This is a genomic window from Vibrio plantisponsor, from assembly GCF_013041605.1.
Classification (GTDB): Bacteria; Pseudomonadota; Gammaproteobacteria; order Enterobacterales; family Vibrionaceae; genus Vibrio; species Vibrio plantisponsor.
Genome location: NZ_JABEQC010000003.1, coordinates 91,827 through 112,916 on the forward strand (window position 1 = coordinate 91,827; position 21,090 = coordinate 112,916).

Here is a 21,090-nt window from a genome sequence, read left to right on the forward strand (position 1 = left end):
TAAAGGCTCATTGCACAAAGCTCTCCATGGTTTGGTGATTAGAGGCGCAGGTATGTGGTGGTCAGCCACTGCGCTTATCATCACGCGGCTTTTTTATTCATTAGCGTTTCAAGGTATTCGAGCATTGGAGTATGCGAGTTCTTCGCTTCCTGAACTTCCCGGTAAGCATCACGAAGCTGGTCAATGCTCGCGTTCTCGCCCAGAGAAATAACAGCCCGGAAAGCTTCCGATGTTTCTTTGTTGTGGTTGTGCAGCAGTTGGTCACGGCATGCGTTCACATCACTGGCACCAATGGCAGTAACAGAAAAGCCTAATGGGTTTAAAAACTGGTTCAGCATGTCGCAGGCGCGTTTGGCTGGCATGGCACGAAGTACCGCAGGTAATAAATCCATCATGGTAGCTTTCGCTTCCACACTGGTACGCTCTACATAACGGAAGAAGTTTTGCGCGTTGTTCTTGTCGTCTTTGCCCGGCACTTTGAGCAGCTCTTTACGTTGTGCGTCGATTTCATGCCCAAGGTCGAGTTTGTGATACAAGCCAGCGACACGGTGACTAATCACCTCTTTGCTCAGTTCCGTTCGCCAACTTTCTATTGCGTTACGCATAACGCCTTTAAAACTCATATTCATGTTTGGTTCCCTTACTGGTTAAACGTACAGAATGTTGTTATTCATCCCCTCATGACTGAAGCTTGTTATCTTTAGGCACTAAGGGATTAGGGAAGACTTCTGTGAATTGGCACTGAATGCCCAACGCCGTAAAAGCGTTCACAATCTTCCATCCCATATTGATATTTACTGCCCGAATTCCAGACTCGTAGTTACCAATGGTTGATGGGATAACTCCAACCAACTCACCTAGCTTCGACTGACTGATTCCGGCTTGACTGCGAAATAATGAAATATTGTTCATTGATAGCCCTCCGAAAATGAGAATACACAAATCGTGTTTAATAGTAAACACAAATAGTGTGCTTACACCGCACACGGAGCGTGTTAATTTATGAGTATGAATAAAAAACAAGAAGTGGGATTGCGCTTAAAGCAGTTCCGAGAAGCCCAAGGCATAAGCCAAAAGACCCTAGCTGAGAAATGCGGCTGGGGTGCGTCTCGTATTGGCAATTACGAAGCTGGCGTAAGAAGTATCAATTTAGATGATGCTGAAATCATTGCGTCTGTATTAAAGATCAAGCCATATCAGATTCTATTTGATGCTTCAGAGATAGAAGCTCTGCCAAACGTAGGGCAAATTGATATTCAACCAAAGTTCCAAAACTCATTCCCTCTATTAAGCTCTGTTCAAGCAGGCCAATGGACCGAAGCTTGTGAAGCCTATTCACTTGATGAGATTGACGAATGGTACGAAGCCACGGTTAAAACATCAGAACGCTGCTTTTGGCTGAGAGTTCAAGGTGACTCAATGACAAGTCCATCAGGCGTTAGCGTTCCTGAAGGTACACTTGTATTAGTTGATACCGAAAAAGAACACGGTAATGGTTCTCTTGTTGTCGCTAAACTAACGGATGTGAACGAAGCGACCTTTAAGAAGTTCGTTTCTGATGGTGGTCAGGATTACTTGAAGCCGCTGAACAAAGATTACAAAACAGTTCCTATCAATGGTAACTGCAAGATCATTGGCGTAGTTGTTGAAGCGAGACTAAGGCTGATTTAAACAAGATAATTATAGGTTTGTAATGACTACGTTTCTGGTTAGCGATTCTTCAGGTACTTGCGATTCCATGTGGTCCAATACAAATGGGCTGGAAGTGGATGTCCCACTCAACAAATATTTGTTTATTCCAAACTTGGATATTTTTGACGAAGAGACTCAACAAACAATCGGCGCTGAACGTATAATTTTCTACAGCGGTGTTTATGACCAAATATTACTGCATCAAGCGCTAATTTTAGGAATGCTCGACAAAGAGCAATATGAAGTACAAGCGGAGAACTGTGCATCATTAGGATTTGATTCGTTAAGTTTTGTCGATGTCACCATACATGAATGGACACCCATTCCAACCAAATGTATCCATGATCAAGGGCTAATTGCAGGCGGAACTGGGGCTTATCACGCAATACACGCCTATGTTGATAGTATGTATAATACAAAACTTGCGGTGATTGAGGCATGTAAAATAGATCCATATTCATCTGAGCCAGTGTCTGTGTTTAATCACACTCTTGACGGTGATCATACTGTCGAAAACTTAAGCGATATTGGCAATGCCGAGTATGACGAGATATACTCGCAGGTAGAAAAGTTAATTTTATCTATGCAAACAGGTGAGAGAGGAGGCCTTATGGATAAAGTAAGATATTCTGGTTGTACGACTTCACCAAATGCTGAAGCTCCACCAGTTGATGTTAAAGAAGTCATTGAAAAATACAAAAAAAATGGTGTAAAAGTTAGAGTTAGAGGTAAAAAGCCTACATTCTCTAATGATGCAGAGCTTAACAAAGAAAAAATTAAAACAAGAAAGATATCTGCATAACCAAAAGATTAAACATAAAACCGCCTTCGTGGCGGTTTTTTTATACCTGCAACAAAAATAAACACAATTTGTGTTTGACACATCAATCACGTTATGTGTATTTTATTTATGCCGAAACAAAACAACGAACATGTTTTGTGTGTAATGAGCCGCGGCTTGACCAACCGATCTCCCCGACTTGACCAATCGGGTAACCAGAACTTCATGCAATGAGACTTTGAAATGAAAACACTATCGCTACAACAAACACACAAGCTAATCAGCAACATCCATGTGCTGAACACTGGCTGTGACCAGCTAAAGGAAACGTTGGCAGATTTACCGAAAGACGATCCGTTCCGAATCAGTGCCGAAGCAATCATTGAAGGTGCGGAAGATTTTCAACACTTGGAATTTCAGGTGCAGGAAATCACTTGTGAACATGCAGAAAAGCTATTCGGTGATCTTGAAAGACTTCGCGTAGAAGCTGATAAGCGTAATCAAGAATTTGACCACTAGAAAGAGAAAACCCCCATCGGTGACCAAACCAACAGGGGCGTTCTTTGTGCAATGAGACTTTCGCCTCGCATGCAGTATAAACGCGGCTGACCACCAAAAACAAGCGTTTAGGCTGAGTGCGGGTATTCACCCAAACCAAATAGGATTCTGTGCAATGAGTACTATGACTTTCCGCAACTCACAAGAAGCGTTCATCCATAAACACGTTTCTCTGAAACTCACTGAAAAAGGCTTTGAGACTTTAGACGTAAAACGCGCGGCAAACTTCGCTGTTGATACCTACCGGAACACAGCATCGTTTGGCGGCTCCAGGGGTGGCAAATGCTTCGACTTCTGTCTGGCAAAAGCAGAACAACTGCTCTCCCCTATCAAAAAGCAAGCCGCCAAGAACAAGCGCAAGGCTAAAGCGGCATGAGCGACGAACGTAAACGCAAGCAAGCCGCTATTCGGGCAAAGCGCTTAAGAGAGAAACGTAAGAACAGCGGTGAGCAAGATATTCGCGTATCGCTTTCTGAGCTGGAACAGCAAAAGCTCAGTGAAATTAGCCAGTTCTTCGGTTATCCCAATGAACCAATTGCCGATGTAGAAACTTTGCAGTCACTAATTCACCGGGTACATGCAGAGATTCCAACCATAGAGAAGCAATTAGGTAAGTGCAGTAAGTGTGGTGAACAACTGCCACAAGGCTGCGCCAAATTACGCGAAGGCGGTTTGTTTAAGGGGGATGCCACTTGCTGGCACACCATCAACCGAAATCGATTAATTCCATTAAGGAGTCAACAATGAGTATCGCAACCTACGCTATGGCATGTGTGGTGTTCTACCTCCTGTATTCATGGAGTGAACGCAATGCAAAGTAAGAAGCAAAGCCTGATTGAAAGTGTTTTGAATGTTCTGATTGGCTACCTGGTAGCACTGTTAAGCCAACTGATCATCTTCCCGTTGTTCGGGGTAAACCTGCCACTTTTAGACAATTTATTAATTGGGGCGTTCTTTACCATCGTTTCAATTATCCGCAGCTACACGCTAAGAAGAATCTTCAACCGTAAGCAGCTGCGTAACCCAATAGCAGACATGCCGAACTGACCAGCGGCTAACCATTAACTTAAACAAGGAAATTTGTGCAATGAGCATTGAAAAACTACCAGTAGAACGCGACGAAATGGGCTTTTGGACTCACCCTAACCTGCCTAACTTTGGTGAAGTGGTATCCAAGGATACGCTAGAAGCCTTTGAGAATGAGAACAACATTACTGTTGTCATTTATTCCATGGAAGGTAATGCCGATCAGGACATCATTGATCAATGGTTCGAAGCTGGCGAAAGCTGCATTAAGTGGGAACCAACACCACCTTCACGCAGTTCATTCATTTTATCAATCCACGATACAGAAGATGGTCCTTGCGTTTGGTGGGCGGTTCCAAAGCCTAAAGAAATCATGCTCGATATTGAATGCATGGGTAAAGGTAGCAAAGCTCCAATCACCAGTTTAGGTGCAGTGGTGTTTAATCCAAGCACTGGTGAACTGGGTAACGAATTTGAAGTTGTCGTTAATCTGAATAGCTCCGCTTATTACGGTGAAATGGACGCTTCAACCGTAGTTTGGTGGCTACAGCAAAGTAATGAAGCCCGTGCTATTTACGCCAAAGACACGCCTAAATCCACGTTGAAAGATGCCCTAACCCAATTCAATGAATGGCTTTCTGCCCAGGGTGATCCAAACGACCTTTATCTATGGGGTAACGGAAAAGAGTTCGACAACGTAATTGTCCGCAATGCCTTTGATGCCTGTCGTATCAGACCAAACTTCTCGCACTGGAATGATAGTGATGTCCGCACCATAGTAAAAATGGGACGCGACATTCTGAACATCGACCCGAAAACCACACTAGAACGCGAAGGTGTTCACCACTCTGCGCTCGACGACGCCAAGTTCCAAGCCCGTTATGTAAGCGAAATTTGGCAAGCATTTAAAAAGTAACGATTCCCCTAGCCGCCTGACCAGCGGCTAGTCAATTAACCAACCGAGATCAGTGCAATGATGACTATCGAAGAAAAGATGAAAGCAGTAGAAGGTGTAATGGCCCTACGCCCGGCTTCAAGCAAACTCAGCCGAGAAAACAAAAATCCGGAAACAATGAAACGCATGAGCGATTTAGAGTTTCAAAGAGAAATGAACGCCATTATGAATGATGAAGCACCAAAAGCTTCCGCTTACTTCTTCCGTAACTCTGAGCCACAAAAAGGCGGAAGTAAAAACTCTTCGTTTAACTCTTATGCGGGTGCAGATAAGCGATAACAACACATGCCCATCTGACCAATGGGCAGTAAACACAACAAATATAGAGAACAGTGCAATGAACTTCGTCGATACCAACTTCAGTTTTTCTTATACACCACCAAGCTTTTTACCTGGTAACACAAAAGCACGCGCAGAAGAGCAAGCTATTTATGACGCTGAAAAGTACCCAGAATCTTCAAACACGATTATGTGTCATAACGAAGTGCTGGATTTTTTCCAAAAAGGACGCACCACCATCATCATGTGGCGCAAAGAACGCGGGTTCCCCGAGCCCATCAGCAAATCACCACTACGTTGGATCCGTTCTGCAGTAATGGAATGGATTGAACATGAAGGTGGATTTAAGGCCAGTTAACCATAACCTTCAATAAATTTAGGCAGCCTCTTATCAAACCCTGTTTCATCTAACCCTTTATTTTCAAACATTGAGAATAGTTGTATGGCAAGAAGTATAGTGGCTGCAGTAAACCTAATAACATCAAAGTCAAAAGTAATTTTCAGAGTACTACCATGAGCTATTGAACTTCTAGCCTTATAAAGCTTGGTTGCTTTTGATTCTACATCCTTGTCATAAGTATTTATGATACATACTCTCTTAATAAATATTTCTTTAAATTTCTCACTATTGGCATCACTCTTTTTTGAGTCACTATAAAAATTCACCAGCGATTCAATTGCTATGGCAAGCTTAACTATTTTAATTTCATAATTTTTCTCATTAATGGCATCAGCAAACCAACGCAAAGAACGTTCAGTTAAACTTGCAACTGTTTTATCGAAATTATCATTGTTTATTATTTTAGACGGGATACTAAACAATAAATTATGCAGAACCACTTGTTCTGAAAAATCGTTTTCAAAAACATCCCAGAATTGCTTACACTTATCTGCATTATAATGGAATTTATACAATCGATTGCCTTCTAAGGTTTCACCTTTCTTTCCAGAGGAAAAATAATGTAGGTAATGTGGATTATAATCTTCGTCCTTTATAAAAGGACCATTAGTATTGTCGTTGCCCAGATAAACGCCATACAAACAAGTTAGTAAATTAGTCGTTGCTTCTCTTGCCCTTATAGCTCTGGTACTAGAGTATTCTTTAGAAGACTTAACACTTGAAATAATGTGAATACTATAATTTGGCTCAAATGTTCTGCTATGCATATATTGCTCAAGATCCCGACCTTCTAATTCGAGATTGTCTTCTTTTACCAAATTAATGTCTTTATACAGAGACAAATTGCGTTCCAATCCAAAAACATGTATTGGAAACTTAAATTCATACTTATAAAACTGTTTTTTTAAAATAGATACCCGTTCTTTAAGGATATTCTTCAAAACATTTCTTTGCTCTGATTCGCTAGGAAGAGGTTCGGAGTAAAGAATTTCACTAGTCGACGCAAATACTATTGCATCTACTACGTTGTATACTTCATTGGGTAAGCAGAGTAATCGATTAGATCTAATTATTAGTTCCGCTATTTTATGAGTAATGTCTATCGTTTTTCTGTTTTTATAGAGTTGACGAACAACTGGTAATCCTTGATTGTCCCTTTTTTGTATTCGCTCATACTCAGTTTCCGTAGATGGATTTATGATATTTCCGAAAATAAATTCTGAATGCTTAAGGTATTCAGTCGAATTTTCGTTGTATTTCATAAGTTCATTAAAGTACTCATGGCATAGTTCTTCAAATAGCATGCATAGAGCATTTGAAATCTGAACATTCATATTCTTCTCTCTTCATCAAAGATTTCATTCTAAGTTCCGCTGTTCAGCTCTTTCTTAACCTGAATGAAAAGGGATTCAGCAAAGCCCTCGTAAGCGTCTTTTTGTTCACTTAGCCAATCATGCTTGTTGTACACGGCCAATACCCCGCCCAAATCATGACCCAGCATTTTCTCTACCACATGCGGAGCGGTACCAAGTTCAGAACAGATAGTGGAAATGCTGCGTCTAAAATCATGCGTTCGCCAGTGCGACAAAGGTAAAGTTTCACGAATTCTTCTTATATATTTGTTTGCAGCTGAGATAGAAAGCGGAACATTTAACGAAGCACCAGGGAATAGAAACCCATCGTAGATATTCATAAGACGTTCCAGCATAGGCTTAATATGCTTAGGAATTGGACGACGAATAGTGTTATTCATCTTGCTAATCTCTGGCGGTACAGTCCAAACATCATTAACCATATCGAAATGCTCTTTACGCGCCAGGCGTAACTCTGAAATTCGATTTCCCCAAAGCATTGTCATCAGGTGAAGGTTCTTGGTTGAAGTCCCGGCTTTACTTCTTTCTATCGCTATCCATACTTTTGCAAGTTCGGGCAAACTCAGAACCCGGTCACCGGCTTTAGGCGCTTCACCAACATCTTGCTGCTTAATCTTTTCAAAATGAGTACCATCAATTAAAAATTTAGATTTGCAGTAGCTCAGACATGCACGCATTTTGGAAAATGCCGAATTGGCTGTTTTAGGGTTTTTCTTGGCTATCTCGTCAAACCAAACCATCCATTCCCGGGCAGTAATCTTTTCTACATCAACATCATGAAACGCCGGGTAGAAATAATTTTTAGCTACAGATTCATATAGAACTCGCGTCCCTTCTTTTAAGGTAGACACTTTGTTATCAAACCAATAATCAAGACATTGCTTTAGCGTTACAAAATCAGTTTCCCCTGTTAAAGCTATTTCAGGGTTTCGCCCTTCTTCTTTTAGCTCCAACATTCGTTTGTGGATCTGCCTTGCTTGCTTTAGACTGACCCGAGGATACTTGCCGATACGGATGCGTTTGTTCTTCCCATTGAATCGGCATCGATATTGAAACGTGATATTGGCTTTGGGTGAAACCTTAGCAACAAGTCCTTCTCCATCATTTAGCTCTGATGGTCCGTTGTATTCACTAAGCTTCTCAATTGATTTAAGTTGCTTGTCTGTAATGCTCATTCTATACCTTAAAAATTTGGACGCAGCACTTACAAAAAACGGACACACATTTAGACGCAAGTGCAAATGTAAAACGCGAGAAAACTTAAAAAACTATAGAAAAAGATATCACAAGAAATAACTCTAATCGATTGCTATTAAAGGCTTATTTTGACAGTTACAACAAAAGTTCAAAATTCAATGAAAACTGATGAACAACCAACATTCTTCTTCTTCGATTATGAGACTTGGGGCACTAACCCAGCGAAAGATCGTCCTAGTCAGTTTGCTGGCGTACGTACCGATATGGATTTTAATATTATCGGCGAACCATTAATTATCTACTGCCAATTACCTAGCGATTATTTACCTGCACCAGAGGCAGCGCTAATAACGGGTATCACCCCGCAGAAGGCGATGGCTCAAGGTCTACCTGAGCCCGAGTTCATTGCTCGTATTCATCAAGAACTTTCTCAGCCAAATACCACCAGCCTTGGTTACAACAGCATTCGCTTCGATGACGAAGTCACGCGTTACACTTGCTATCGCAACTTTTTCGATCCGTATTCTTGGAGCTGGCAGAACGGCAATTCACGTTGGGACTTACTCGATGTGATGCGTGCTTGCCATGCCCTTCGTCCTGAAGGCATTGTTTGGCCTGAAAACGGAGAAGGGTTTACAAGTTTCAAACTGGAACATCTGTCAAAAGCCAATGGTATTGAACACGAAAATGCGCATGATGCGATGGCTGACGTGATTGCTACTATTGAGCTGGCTAAGAAAGTCAAAGCTGCACAACCAAAGCTGTTTGATTACTTTTTTACCATGCGCCATAAACGCAAACTCAATGAGTTAGTGGATATCGTCAACATGACACCACTGATGCATGTTTCTGGAATGTTAGGCAGAGAATGCCAATACACCAGTTGGATAGTACCTATTGCTTGGCATCCAACTAATCAAAATGCTGTGATTGTGGCTGACTTAGCCAAAGATCCTCAGCCTTTAATTGAGCTTTCCAGTGAAGAACTGCATACGCGTCTTTATACCAAACGTGATGAACTTGCGCCCGACGAACTGCCTGTTCCTGTCAAATTGGTTCATCTCAACAAGTGCCCTATTCTTGCACCAGCTAAGACGTTGACCGCTGAAAACGCTGAGAAGATAGGCATCAATCGCGAACAGTGTTTAGCGAACTTAGCACTGATTCGCCAGCATCCTGAGATCCGAGAAAAGCTGGTTGCACTGTTTTCGATTGAACGTGAATTTGAACAGAGCACCGATGTTGATACGCAGTTATACGATGGTTTCTTCTCTCCTGCGGACAAAGCGTCGATGGAGATTATTCGCAGTACCCCACCGGAAAATTTGGCGGCACTGGGCATCACTTTTGCCGACAAAAGAATCGAGCCTTTATTATTCCGTTATCGTGCTCGTCACTTCCCATGGACACTGGATGAAAATGAACAGCGCCGCTGGGCGAATCACTGTCGTGATTTTTATGAGTCGCGAATTGAAGATTACATGCTCAATTTAGAAAACTTAGTTCATGAGCATGAGAGTGACGAAAAGAAAATCGCTATTTTAAAATCTGTCTATCAATACGTCTCAAAACTCGTTTCCTAGGGGCTATGTCCCTAGGTTTATCTATACATATAAATGGCAACAACGTTTCATGGCTCAAACCGCACTTAAATACCTAGTCTCAATGGGAATGATATTTCTCTGTTTGCTGGCAGGTAATAATCTTCAATCTTGGTTAGGCATTTCTATCCCTGGCAGTATTATTGGCATGCTGATCCTGTTTGGCCTCATGTCGAGCGGACTCTTACCGTCATCTTGGGTGAAACCAAGTGCGAGTTTATTCATTCGCTACATGGTTCTGCTTTTCATCCCGACCAGTGTCGGCCTTATGGTGCACTTCGATATACTGATAAACAACATTTGGTCTATCTTAGCCAGTGCCATCGGTGGCACTACATTAGTGCTTGTGATCTTAGCCTTCTCTCTTGATCGCATTTTGAAAAAGGGAGGCAAATAATGTGGTTGCTAGTCACTATCGCGGTGTTCTTTGTTTCTAGGTGGATTGCTCGCAAGCTAAATTCTCCGTTTGCCAACCCACTGTTGATCAGCATAGGTCTAATCATCCCTGCGCTGATGTTGCTGAAAGTCCCCTACGAGACTTACGAGCTAGACAACCTATGGGTGAACTACATGCTTCAACCCGCCGTCGTTGCGTTAGCTTACCCTTTGTATGAACAACTTCCTCAGATTCGTGCAAATTGGAAAATCATCATGCTCGCCTGTGGTGTGGGAAGCGTGCTTTCTATGCTGACAACAGGGATCATTGCCGCGTTAATGAATGTTGATATCGCTTTAATTGCAGCACTCATGGGTAAATCTGTCACCACACCGATAGCGATGGAAGTCGCAAACAATTTAGGTGGAGAACCGGCAATTGCAGCCATCATGGTTCTGCTGGTTGGCGTATTTGGCGCCATTGTGGCATACCCAATATATAACATGCTGAATATTACACATCCCATTGCTCGAGGATTAACCATGGGTAATGTCTCCCACGCCCTAGGCACAGCCACTTGTGCGGAAAAAGATCAGAAAGACGCGGCTTTTAGTTCACTCGCTCTGGTCGTCTGCGGTGTCATTACCTCTGTTCTTGCCCCGAGTTTATTTGCTTTTGTTCTTTGGTTTGTTCACTAACTAATAGACATATCTATTTAACTTTAGGCTCAGACTGCATTTACTGTAGATTCTGAGCCTTATTCCTACCTATCAACCTCACATGTGTGACATCACTCTAATTATGTAAACATGTAATACGTTGCATTCGATAATGAGATTTTGATCGCAGTAAATCTAGTATATTCCCCTAAACTAAAGCTCAATGCATTAATTAGGAATATCTATGAAAGGCCGTATTGAACAGGCATTAGCAGACATGCAACGACCGATGGCGGAGTTTTTATCGCCAATCGTATTAGCTGATGAGTTTGACGCTACTCTATCTCCTGACCAATTTAAGCAACTACTTTCCGTTACAGGAATGAGTGACGCAGACCTTCGTATTGAATTACTGCCTCTTGCGGCAGCATATGCTTACGTACCTATTTCGAAATTTTATGTTGGAGCTCTAGCTCGTGGGTTGTCTGGCCGCATCTATTTCGGCGGCAACATGGAATTCTCCAAAGTTCAGATGGGACAAACCATTCACGCAGAACAAGCAGCCATAAGCCATGCTTGGATGAAGGGTGAAGAAGGCATCAGTGATATCACTGTGAACTACAGTCCTTGCGGTCACTGTCGCCAGTTCATGAACGAGCTTACCACCTCGAAAAGCTTGATGATTCAGTTACCAAAACGTGATGCCAACTCTCTGCAATACTACTTGCCAGAATCTTTTGGTCCTGCCGACCTAGGTATCACTCAAGTGCTAATGAACAAAAGCGACCACGGTTACAAATGCGAGGAATTAGACCCGCTGATGCAATCGGCCGTAGCGGCACTCAACAGCAGCTATGCCCCTTACTCTGAAAACTTAAGTGGTGTGGCATTGAAATCGTCGTCCGGTAAAACTTATTTGGGCGCGTATGCGGAAAACGCAGCGTTTAACCCAAGCCTGCCGCCACTGCAAGTCGCTTTGATTCAGATGAGAATGGCTGGCGAATCTTTCGACAACATTGAAGCGGCCACTCTGGCTGAGCTTGAGAAAGGCAGCGTGAGTCACTTTGTTGATACTCAAGCGACGCTTGCGTCACTGAGTTCATCTTTGCCACTAAGCTACATCGCACTTTAACAGTAGCTTAGTCATGTAAAAGCCAGACTCTTGTCTGGCTTTTTTGTTGTCTGCGACTTTTTCTGCTCACCTGCTTTTTCTAATCACCTATTTCGCAAATTTTTCTAACGCTTGGTGTTTATCCATAGGTTTGAAGAAGTAATAACCCTGAATTTCATCCACGTTCCAAACATTGAGCTTACGAAGCTGTGAAGCCGTTTCAACCCCTTCAGCCACGGTTGTCATACCGAGCTCCTGCGACATGTGAATGATGTTCCTGACTAAGGTTTTTGCTTTGTCGTTGACATCCAAATTATCAATATAAGACTTATCCAGCTTGATGATATCAAGCGGGAAGTTACACAGTGAACTGAATGACGAGTAGCCTGTACCAAAGTCGTCGAGCGCCAGTTGAACACCCAAAGATTTGATCGCTTCCATACGTTCAACGATCTCATCTTCAGCACCCAACAAAATACTTTCTGTTAGCTCCAGTACCAGTTGCCCTGGCAACAGTTGGTATTTCTCTATCAGGTTGACCAAGGTTTCCACCAAGCTCTTATGGTGGAAATGAGGGGTCGACAAATTGACATGAATACTCATTCTGTTTTGCGAAGAACTGGTGCTCTTTTGCTGCATATCCCTGATAAACTCGCACGCCTGCTCTAGGATCACTTCACCGAGCTCAACAATTAATCGACGTTGCTCCGCCAGCGGGACAAACAGCCCAGGAGAGACCATTCCTAATGTTGGATGACGCCATCTAGCCAGCGCTTCGAAACCGACAACCTGCCCAGTACTCGCGTTAACAATAGGTTGATAGTGCGCAACGATTTCGCCACTTTTTAGCGCTTTCATAATGTCGCGATTCAAAGCGAGTGACTCTTGTGATCTTTTAATCAGATTGTCATCAACCGTCACAAGCTCCCTTTTGCCTGTAAATTTCATTTCTGTCAGGGCATAAAGGCCGACATAGCTGAAATCTTCAAAGTTAGCAAAACTCGCAGAAGAACGAACAAACACCGCTTTTAAGCCAATATCGAACTCAAAACCAGAAACACTTATCTTCGATGAATAACTTTCTAGCAACCGGTTTGCCATTCTTTGCAGCTGTCGATAATCCTTTTCTACGCACCATACTAAGAATTCATTTTCACTGATACGGCCTGTGAACTCGTCACCAAATCGAATCAGCAAGTTATCAGCAAGGTGTTTTAAAACACTGTCATGGACCAGATGTCCGTAAACTTCATCGATTTCTTTAAGCCTTGATGCGTTGAAATAAACGATCGAGTAGTTCTGTTCTTGATCTGAACTTTGGAAAAAAACCTTAATAAGATTAATCACTGTCGGACGATTCAATAATCCCGTTGCCGAATCTCGATGAGTGAGGGAGTCGATTAATACCGCTTGCTGTTTCTGCTCACTAATATCTTTTATCGACAACATAACCGCCATCTTGTCATCTTGCTCAAACTGAGTTGCTTCAATCACACAGTGAACGGTTTCGCCATAACTGTTGTTAAGCCCTGCTTCGAACTGACGTAACCCCTGACTCAAATTGATGAATAACTGTTCAGCACTGCAAATAGAGTCACTGCTGTGAGCACACAGCGTTTCTACATGCTGACCAACCAAATCACTGCGCTGATAGCCAAGTAAATCTAACAATGCTTGGTTCACGTCTGCGATCATTTGATCGACTACAAGCACCATACCCAGTGTCTGGCTGTGGTATAGCGCTTCAAATTTTTGCAGCGTATCTTTTAGTTTGCCTTCTGTTTTTGAGGAGTTGTTAGCCAAAAACTGCACTAAGGTCGTGATGCGTTCAAACTCATCCCGATGGCCTTCAAGGTTCACTTCATCGCTTGATATCAGGGCTTTTATGTCCTGTTCAAAGTAGCTGAATCGCTTACCTACGTTGTTACGGAACAAAATGAAAATAACGATAGAAACCAGCGTTGTAACCACGCTAATAGCAAAGATGAGATAGTAAAAGACCGATTCACCTTTTTGATAGTAGGTACGCGACTCACGAGATTTTAAAGCAGCAATCTCTTCACCATAGATATCGCTTAACGATGTATAGTGGTAAAGCTCTGAATCTGTTCGAAAAACATCTATATCATCGTGATCATCTATACCCTCTTCATGAATGTGTTCATCAAGATGCTTAATCTCATCAAGATCGGTAATGATTGAGTTCTGAGCCGTTAAGATGCCAACAAAGTCAGAAGGGAAACGGTCAGACAAATGCTGCGCCCACAACATCCATCCGGCAAATTCTGATTCGCTGGTTCCGTTACGCACGGGAGTAATACTAACCACCCAGATATCGTCACCCTCACGGATTAATCCATAAGTACCTCTTTTCCCGCTGTCGAGAACGCGTTTCATTTTATCGAGATGTTGAGCAATGCCCTTATCTTGTAGCAATGTTTGTGTGAATGCTTTGGCATCTTCAATATCCCGCCCAAGGCCTGCTACATACTCATGCCGACTATTAATGAATGACATGAAGTCGAGCCCTAATGAGTCAAGGCTATCCATATACAAGTTGCGTTCTTCAAAACCAGTATCAGACTGAGTGAGCAGATCATAAGTCTCACTCCAATATGCCCAGTCATGGGAAGCTTCTTCCTGTCTGACACTCAATGAATCAATCACAGCGAAGGCTTGTGAGCTAGCCCTGTGGATCTCAATATTTTCCAGTTCATTCAGACTGTATAGAAAGAAATAACGGGTAAGGAATAGGCTGCTGAAAATGATGCTAGCCAGACCAACTGCAAATAAAAATGCAGTTTTGGTATGTAGCGTAACAAAGCGAAAGCGAGAAGGTTTATTCAAGAAATGTATCAACTCTCAAGTTAATATTTGCGATACAAATAACACATATCGCCTATAAATTTAATGATATATGTCTAGTTACAAAATGAAATAAATTATAAATCTCTTAAATATTTGGAACCAATACCTCTTTTTGAGTATTAATCTGCTGTTTAAACCATAATTTCTATGCGTTTTTGTCGGTCATTGAGCTTGTTCAGCTGTTTTCCTCCCTACTTTCATCACATTTATATACGAAGCGCACAGATTAACGTCTACGCCAATGACGATTAGGTAATAGCCTGATAATTTGGCTTTTCTTCGTCTCAAACACTCGTAAGGATACCTATGTTTGAACAAGTCGTTCGGATACTTTTCCCTGTAATGGCACTGGTCATTATTGGCTATTTCATTGGTCGCTGGCTCAAACCTGATTTCCGTCCGATTAACAGAATCAATATGGATGCCTTTGTTCCAGCTTTGGTATTCTCGTCACTCTCCACCATGCCACTTAGCCGCTCAGAACTTCCCCTGATTTATGCCTCTTTAATATCTGTGCTCATTCCCGGCTTACTTATGATTCCGATATGCAAACTAGGTAGTTGGAACTTCAAAGCTTGGGCTCCACTGCATATGTTTAGAAACAGCGGTAACTTAGCCATCCCACTGTTCACCTACGCATTCGGACAGCAAGCTCTTTCTTCTGCGGTACTGCTGTTTGTTGTTTCTGCCTGCTTACACATCAGTATCGGGCTTGCAGTATTAAGTAAAGGAGGTTCATTTAAGCAGATCTTTACGGCCCCTGTGTTTATCGCTGCAGTTGCCGCTATGTGCATCAATTTATCAGGAACTCATGTCTGGGAACCGCTATATGAAGCAACAAAGCTGCTGGGTCAGGCTGCAGTGCCTGTGATGTTGCTGTCATTAGGCGCACAGATGACCAATATGAAAATGGCGGGCATTAAAGTGGGACTGATCTCGACCGCTCAATCACTGTTTACAGGCGCGATCGCATTTAGCTGCATTTACTACTTCATTCCTTTACCGCCCATGCAGTTAAAAATGATGGTGTTATTCACTATGCTTCCACCAGCAGTCATGAACTACCTGTTTGCGGAGCGATACAAGATTGAAGCAACCAACGTCGCTTCAATGGTGTTGTTTGGTAATTTCCTCAGTATTTTCACCCTGCCTATGTTGCTCATTTTTGCCTTCTCACTGTAGAGAATGCGATATGTAAACTTAGGTCAACCAAAGTAAAACTAGATAAAGTCGATGTCCTAGCCGAAGCCGCAGAACTACAATTAAACCATAAGAAACACATGGAATAATTGTCATGAAAAAAATCACTCTTCTCATCATACTGTTATGGCTTCCATCTGTATGGCTTACATGGCAACCCGATGCCAATTACTTCTTCTGGCGTCATCAACTCACCATGCTGACAGGCGCACTAGGCTTTGCTTATATGGCAGTGGCGATGCTGCTGGCGATGCGTATTCCAAGAGTCGAAGAATATGTAAACGGGCTAGATAAAGGCTATGCCATTCATAAACAGATGGGTATTGGTGCTCTAGTCACTATGGTTATGCACTGGGTACTGATTGAATCGCCGAAATGGCTTGTGAGTTTAGGTCTTATTGAGGGCCAACAGAAAAGACAACGTCTAGGTCAAATAGTGGAAGGTATAAACTGGACTCACTGGGCAAAAGTCGTTGGCGAATACACTTTTTATGTCTTTCTCGCGTTTGTTGCCATCAGTCTTATCCAAGCGATCAGCTATCGAAAATTCCGTCTGACCCACAAGCTGGGTGGTGCCATTTTCCTTGCAGGTTCGTTTCACAGTGTGTTTTTGCTTGATTATCAATGGAGTTCGGCTGGACTTAACTCGGTGATTTGGCTTGCCGCAATTGCAGGTTCTATCTGTGCGTTTGTTTCATTAATAGGTTCAATTGGTCGTGCTCGCATAGTCAATGGTCAAGTGACTGCTATTCAACGCATTCATGATCAAGCAAGCCAATCTCGGGTTTTGCACGTAAAAATAAAGCTCAATGAGGCGATGAAGTATCATGCTGGGCAGTTTGCTTATCTCAACTTCAATGATGGAGAAGCTCCACATCCGTTTTCAGTACTTAATTACGATTCCCACAACCAAGAGATAGAGTTCGCGATCAAAGATCTCGGTGACTACACTCATGCGCTCTATGACTCTTTGTTGGTCGGCAGAGCCGTTGCTGTCGAAGGTGGCTATGGTCGCTTCCAAATACCAAAATCATCAAACCAAGTTTGGATTGGTGCTGGTATTGGTATCGTACCTTTTATAGCGTGGCTACACTACTTGACTCACCTGCCTCATTCAACCAGCCGACACATCGATCTGTTCTACTGTCGGGACAATGATGACCAGACATACTTTGTTCACTTGCTGGAAAAATTAGTCAGCAAGCTGCCCAGTGTGAAGCTGCATATCTATACCGCCAGTCATAATGAGTTCCTATGCGCAGACCGAGTCGCTCAACACGTTGATTTGTCTCAAGCCAGCGTCAGTTTTTGTGGGCCGATTAACTTTGGTAACACACTGAAAAATAGACTTTTAGGCTTAGGGCTTAATAAACAAAACTATCATTCAGAACGGTTTGTAATGCGATAATATTGCAAGTAGAGGAAAACCGCGCAATCGTTTGCTTTTGCGAGATATTCCAGTATGATGACGGCAGTTTTTAGTGACTACTACAGAATTAAAAGGAATATCTATGTTTGGGACGGCTACACGTGAAAATGCAACCCGTGTACTTTTACTTGGCTCTGGTGAACTTGGCAAAGAAGTGGCAATTGAATGTCAACGCTTAGGTCTGGAAGTGATTGCATGCGACCGCTATGCAGATGCACCGGCAATGCAAGTAGCTCACCGCAGCCATGTTCTCAATATGCTTGATGGTGATGCACTTCAGAAAATCATCGAACTAGAGAAACCTCACTACGTGGTTCCTGAAATTGAAGCTATCGCAACTCAAAAGTTGGTAGAACTTGAAGCACAAGGCTTGAATGTAGTTCCAACAGCGAGAGCAGCACGCCTTACCATGAACCGTGAAGGTATTCGTCGCCTTGCCGCTGAAGAACTTTCTCTGCCGACCTCTCCGTTTAAGTTTGCTGATAACTATGAGGATTTCGTCGCTGCGGTTCAACATGTGGGTATTCCATGTGTCTGTAAACCAGTCATGAGTTCTTCAGGCAAAGGCCAGAGCGTCATTAAAACGGAAGCAGACATTGAGACTGCGTGGAAATATGCGCAAGAAGGTGGTCGCACTGGCGCTGGTCGAGTTATCGTTGAAGGCTTCATCGACTTCGATTACGAAATCACTTTATTAACCGTACGCGCTGCAGACGGTGTTCACTTCTGTGCGCCAATAGGCCACCGTCAGGAAGACGGTGACTACCGTGAATCATGGCAGCCACAAGCGATGTCTGAAAACGCTCTTAAAGCAGCAGAATATGTGGCAGAGCAAATTGTTAATGCACTCGGCGGATACGGTATCTTCGGTGTTGAACTGTTTGTTAAAGGTGACCACGTTATCTTTAACGAAGTGTCACCTCGCCCGCACGACACAGGTTTAGTGACCTTGATGTCTCAAGATGTGTCTGAGTTTGCTCTGCACGTTCGTGCATTTACAGGTATGCCTATTGGTCAAATTACCCAATATGGCCCATCGGCTTCAGTTGCGATTCTTGGTCAGGGTACGTCAACCAACATTCGCTTCGATGGTATTGGTGAAGCGCTGTCAGTACCTCAATCCCAAATTCGCCTGTTTGGCAAACCAGACATTGATGGTCGTCGTCGCTTAGGTGTTGCACTTGCTCGTGGTAAAGACACGACCGAAGCGGTAGACAAAGCATTAGAATGCGTGAAAGCTGTGAAGATTATTTACTAATCCTAACGCCTGAAGCCATCTACACCACTCTCGGTGAAGGCTAAAAGCTAAAAAAAAATAACCCAGCATTGCTGGGTTATCTTTGTTTCAGGGTTCAGCTTTTGATCAACCAAACCTCTTCTGCAAATCGCGATAAACCTTTTTTGGCTCTTTTAGGATGCTGTGCATTGGCACCGTCCTGATGCACCCTTTCGACAGAGAACTCTGCAAACAATTGCTCTATTTCCTCTTGAGGCACACTGAAAGGAGGCCCAGCCATTTCGTGTTGTTCGTAATCCAATGTGACAAGCAGAATGCGGCCACCCGGATTTAACAACGACTTGAGTCGTTCTACATACTCTTTACGCATCTCTTCTGGCAGAGCAACAAGCGCAGCTCTATCGTAAACAATATCGTATGTCTCTACAGGCGCGGTGAAATAGTCGCCGGTATAAATTGATAGCTCATCAAACTGATACAACTCATGGTGCGCATTCAGTTGAATCACTAACGGAGTGTAGAAATGCTCAGCAAAAAAAGAACGAACAGCAATAGAGCTTAGTTCTACGCCATGCACTTGATTATGCTTTGTCGCTAGCCACACTAAGTCTTCACTTTTACCACATAAAGGAACAAAGATTTTTTCTTCTCTTTTTGGCTCTGTTCTGTGCCAGTGTTCTATCAATAACGGATTCACGTCATCAAGGTGGAAACCAATTTGATTGGAAGCCCATTTGCTATGCCAGAATTCTGGATCTTTCATCAACGCTCTCTAAATGAGTTTGGTTTTATTCGGCCCATAAGGGTAACCATTTCTCATTTACAGAGATAGTCAAATCTCATTTCGTATAATCAGAAACATTCATTTACAACCGGATAAGGAACTATAAGTGCTCATCAATGCTCTTAACTACACAAGCTAAAAATGTGAACTCATAGACAATAACCATATTGAGTCGGCGAACTGCATTGAATTCAAAGCTTGCAGCCCCATTTGTTTATTACAGCTTCTTGAAATTTGCTATCTGAAAAACGCGCCTTTAAATGCCACTTTTGATTTTTCAGCACAAACCAAGGAGAGTGAATGAGCCAGTTCCTACGTACTGCGGCCCTAATGCTTCTAGTATTGAGCCGAGCACCGGCATTCGCGGCTGTGCCCCCTACCATGCCAGCAGAGGCACAAGGCGGTGAATTTGAAAATCAACTCACCTCTAAGCGCTTTAAACACAGCTTAAGTGGCTTGTATTCCATTGCTACTTCGAAAGAAGCCGTATATCAACCCTATAACGACTTCGATATCCTCTACAGCAAGTCACACTATGCGCAGGCAGAACTCGAAACCTTATGTAAAAGTACCGCGCTACTAACATCCACCGAAGCCTACTTTGCAGGCGTAAAATCCGCCCACAGAGCCAAAGAAAAAGTGATTACCGAACTTGATGGTAACGCTGCCCGAATCACTGATTTAGCGCGAGCAACCATTGTCGCGAACGATGTATCCAGCCTTATGGATGCTTATGAGTCACTGAGTAAAGAAGCAACCATTGTCAAAGTGAAGAATCGTTTTAAATCACCTGCCCCTTCTGGCTATCGTGATTTGAACATTCTTATCGAGTTACCTAAGACGGGTATTATTGCGGAAGTGCAGTTTCATTTAAAAGCAATTGCAGATGTGAAAAATGGTGCAGAACATAAGCTTTATGAACAAATCCAGCACATTGAGCGTGTAGCAAAACGCGAACAACGTCCACTAACCTCACTCGAAACAGCCAAGATTAAACGTATGCGTAGTGAATCGAAGAACCTCTACCAACAGGCTTGGCAGCCTTACATCACCACACATATTCAAGCAGCATAAAAACATCAACCACCGTCAGAGGTGGTTGAAACTTCATCTAGCACTTCATAAAAACAAAAGACCACGCGATATGGCGTGGTCTAATACTGGCGACTATTTCGCGACTTTTATGTTCTCTACGCGGGCTTTTAGTTTTTGCCCCGGACGGAACGTAACAACTCGTCGAGCGGTAATCGGAATGTCTTCACCCGTTTTTGGATTTCGACCAGGACGTTCATTCTTGTCTCGTAAATCAAAATTACCAAAACCGGAGAGTTTTACCTGTTCGCCACTTTCTAGTGCTTTACGAATTTCTTCAAAAAACACTTCAACCGTTTCCTTGGCATCCCGTTTGCTAAACCCGAGTTTTTCGAACAGGTTTTCAGCCAATTCGGCCTTTGTGAGCGCCATAAAACTTCCCTCAAAGCTATGTTAAACCTTGCTGTCTAACGACAGCGCCAGAGCAATTTTGCTTAGCCAATCAACGACATATCGGCTTTACGAGAAAAGT

At 42.9% G+C, this 21,090-nt stretch carries 24 protein-coding genes; 17 read left to right on the top strand and 7 right to left on the bottom strand.

Going from position 1 to position 21,090, the window contains the following annotated elements; translation table 11 throughout:
• Positions 1-80 precede the first annotated feature (80 nt).
• Positions 81-629, bottom strand: coding sequence for a hypothetical protein (locus HKI82_RS05835; RefSeq protein WP_171137463.1), 549 nt, complete (start codon positions 627-629; stop codon positions 81-83).
• Between the two features lie 49 nt (positions 630-678).
• Entirely contained in the window at positions 679-912 is a 234-nt protein-coding gene (locus HKI82_RS05840; protein WP_171137464.1) for a helix-turn-helix domain-containing protein, read from the bottom strand.
• Positions 913-1,002: 90 nt separating this feature from the next.
• Here HKI82_RS05840 and HKI82_RS05845 point away from each other — a divergent pair, with 90 nt between their 5' ends.
• From HKI82_RS05845 to HKI82_RS05885, 9 genes are all read left to right on the top strand, one after another.
• A complete protein-coding gene (locus tag HKI82_RS05845) occupies positions 1,003-1,671 on the top strand; it encodes a LexA family protein (RefSeq protein WP_171137465.1) in 669 nt (222 codons plus the stop codon).
• 22 nt (positions 1,672-1,693) lie between these two features.
• Positions 1,694-2,494 (top strand): hypothetical protein, encoded by an 801-nt coding sequence (locus tag HKI82_RS05850; RefSeq protein WP_171137466.1) that lies wholly within the window; start codon positions 1,694-1,696, stop codon positions 2,492-2,494.
• A gap of 222 nt (positions 2,495-2,716) precedes the next feature.
• Entirely contained in the window at positions 2,717-2,992 is a 276-nt protein-coding gene (locus HKI82_RS05855; protein WP_171137467.1) for a hypothetical protein, read from the top strand.
• Between the two features lie 154 nt (positions 2,993-3,146).
• Complete coding sequence (locus HKI82_RS05860) at positions 3,147-3,407, top strand: hypothetical protein (RefSeq protein WP_171137468.1); 261 nt, start codon at positions 3,147-3,149, stop codon at positions 3,405-3,407.
• A complete protein-coding gene (locus HKI82_RS05865; RefSeq protein WP_171137469.1) occupies positions 3,404-3,778 on the top strand; it encodes a hypothetical protein in 375 nt (124 codons plus the stop codon). The genes HKI82_RS05860 and HKI82_RS05865 overlap by 4 nt, the downstream gene beginning before the upstream one ends.
• 63 nt (positions 3,779-3,841) lie before the next feature.
• A complete protein-coding gene (locus tag HKI82_RS05870; protein WP_171137470.1) occupies positions 3,842-4,078 on the top strand; it encodes a DUF7220 family protein in 237 nt (78 codons plus the stop codon).
• 40 nt (positions 4,079-4,118) lie between these two features.
• A complete protein-coding gene (locus HKI82_RS20475; RefSeq protein ID WP_240956655.1) occupies positions 4,119-4,973 on the top strand; it encodes a 3'-5' exonuclease in 855 nt (284 codons plus the stop codon).
• A gap of 57 nt (positions 4,974-5,030) precedes the next feature.
• Positions 5,031-5,291, top strand: coding sequence for a hypothetical protein (locus tag HKI82_RS05880; protein ID WP_171137393.1), 261 nt, complete (start codon positions 5,031-5,033; stop codon positions 5,289-5,291).
• Between the two features lie 58 nt (positions 5,292-5,349).
• The gene (locus tag HKI82_RS05885) at positions 5,350-5,649 is read left to right on the top strand and encodes a helix-turn-helix transcriptional regulator (RefSeq protein ID WP_171137471.1); all 300 of its coding nucleotides are present in this window, start codon (positions 5,350-5,352) and stop codon (positions 5,647-5,649) included.
• Here HKI82_RS05885 and HKI82_RS05890 read toward each other — a convergent pair.
• Together HKI82_RS05890 and HKI82_RS05895 are read right to left on the bottom strand one after the other, a co-directional pair.
• Positions 5,646-7,025, bottom strand: a complete 1,380-nt coding sequence (locus HKI82_RS05890) for a HEPN domain-containing protein (RefSeq protein WP_171137472.1) — start codon at positions 7,023-7,025, stop codon at positions 5,646-5,648. The genes HKI82_RS05885 and HKI82_RS05890 overlap by 4 nt on opposite strands.
• A gap of 29 nt (positions 7,026-7,054) precedes the next feature.
• The gene (locus HKI82_RS05895; RefSeq protein WP_171137473.1) at positions 7,055-8,239 is read right to left on the bottom strand and encodes a tyrosine-type recombinase/integrase; all 1,185 of its coding nucleotides are present in this window, start codon (positions 8,237-8,239) and stop codon (positions 7,055-7,057) included.
• 180 nt (positions 8,240-8,419) lie between these two features.
• On the opposite strand from HKI82_RS05895, the gene sbcB reads away from it, so the two are divergent.
• The 4 genes from sbcB (at position 8,420) to cdd (ending at position 12,029) form a co-directional block, all read left to right on the top strand.
• Entirely contained in the window at positions 8,420-9,844 is a 1,425-nt protein-coding gene (gene sbcB, locus HKI82_RS05900) for an exodeoxyribonuclease I (RefSeq protein WP_171137474.1), read from the top strand.
• 49 nt (positions 9,845-9,893) lie between these two features.
• On the top strand, positions 9,894-10,259 hold the full coding sequence (locus HKI82_RS05905) for a CidA/LrgA family protein (protein ID WP_102940531.1): 366 nt from the start codon (positions 9,894-9,896) through the stop codon (positions 10,257-10,259).
• Complete coding sequence (locus tag HKI82_RS05910; protein WP_102940532.1) at positions 10,259-10,936, top strand: LrgB family protein; 678 nt, start codon at positions 10,259-10,261, stop codon at positions 10,934-10,936. Before HKI82_RS05905 ends, HKI82_RS05910 begins: the two co-directional genes overlap by 1 nt.
• Before the next feature lie 205 nt (positions 10,937-11,141).
• Positions 11,142-12,029, top strand: coding sequence for a cytidine deaminase (gene cdd, locus HKI82_RS05915; protein WP_171137475.1), 888 nt, complete (start codon positions 11,142-11,144; stop codon positions 12,027-12,029).
• Between the two features lie 87 nt (positions 12,030-12,116).
• Here the strand turns inward: cdd and HKI82_RS05920 are convergent, their stop codons facing one another.
• Positions 12,117-14,855, bottom strand: coding sequence for an EAL domain-containing protein (locus tag HKI82_RS05920; protein ID WP_240956656.1), 2,739 nt, complete (start codon positions 14,853-14,855; stop codon positions 12,117-12,119).
• Positions 14,856-15,182: 327 nt separating this feature from the next.
• Between HKI82_RS05920 and HKI82_RS05925 the strand changes: the two genes are divergently transcribed.
• The 3 genes from HKI82_RS05925 (at position 15,183) to purT (ending at position 18,763) form a co-directional block, all read left to right on the top strand.
• Complete coding sequence (locus HKI82_RS05925) at positions 15,183-16,058, top strand: AEC family transporter (RefSeq protein ID WP_171137477.1); 876 nt, start codon at positions 15,183-15,185, stop codon at positions 16,056-16,058.
• Positions 16,059-16,170: 112 nt separating this feature from the next.
• The gene (locus tag HKI82_RS05930; RefSeq protein WP_171137478.1) at positions 16,171-17,484 is read left to right on the top strand and encodes a ferredoxin reductase family protein; all 1,314 of its coding nucleotides are present in this window, start codon (positions 16,171-16,173) and stop codon (positions 17,482-17,484) included.
• 103 nt (positions 17,485-17,587) lie between these two features.
• Positions 17,588-18,763 (top strand): formate-dependent phosphoribosylglycinamide formyltransferase, encoded by a 1,176-nt coding sequence (gene purT / locus HKI82_RS05935; RefSeq protein WP_171137479.1) that lies wholly within the window; start codon positions 17,588-17,590, stop codon positions 18,761-18,763.
• Between the two features lie 94 nt (positions 18,764-18,857).
• Here purT and HKI82_RS05940 read toward each other — a convergent pair whose 3' ends face one another.
• The gene (locus tag HKI82_RS05940; protein WP_171137480.1) at positions 18,858-19,505 is read right to left on the bottom strand and encodes a thiopurine S-methyltransferase; all 648 of its coding nucleotides are present in this window, start codon (positions 19,503-19,505) and stop codon (positions 18,858-18,860) included.
• A gap of 321 nt (positions 19,506-19,826) precedes the next feature.
• Between HKI82_RS05940 and HKI82_RS05945 the strand changes: the two genes are divergently transcribed.
• Positions 19,827-20,600: a nucleotidyltransferase family protein gene (locus tag HKI82_RS05945; RefSeq protein ID WP_171137481.1), complete on the top strand. Its 774-nt coding sequence runs from the start codon at positions 19,827-19,829 to the stop codon at positions 20,598-20,600.
• Between the two features lie 93 nt (positions 20,601-20,693).
• Here HKI82_RS05945 and ihfA read toward each other — a convergent pair whose 3' ends face one another.
• Positions 20,694-20,990 (bottom strand): integration host factor subunit alpha, encoded by a 297-nt coding sequence (gene ihfA, locus HKI82_RS05950; protein WP_042488443.1) that lies wholly within the window; start codon positions 20,988-20,990, stop codon positions 20,694-20,696.
• Positions 20,991-21,090 lie beyond the last annotated feature (100 nt).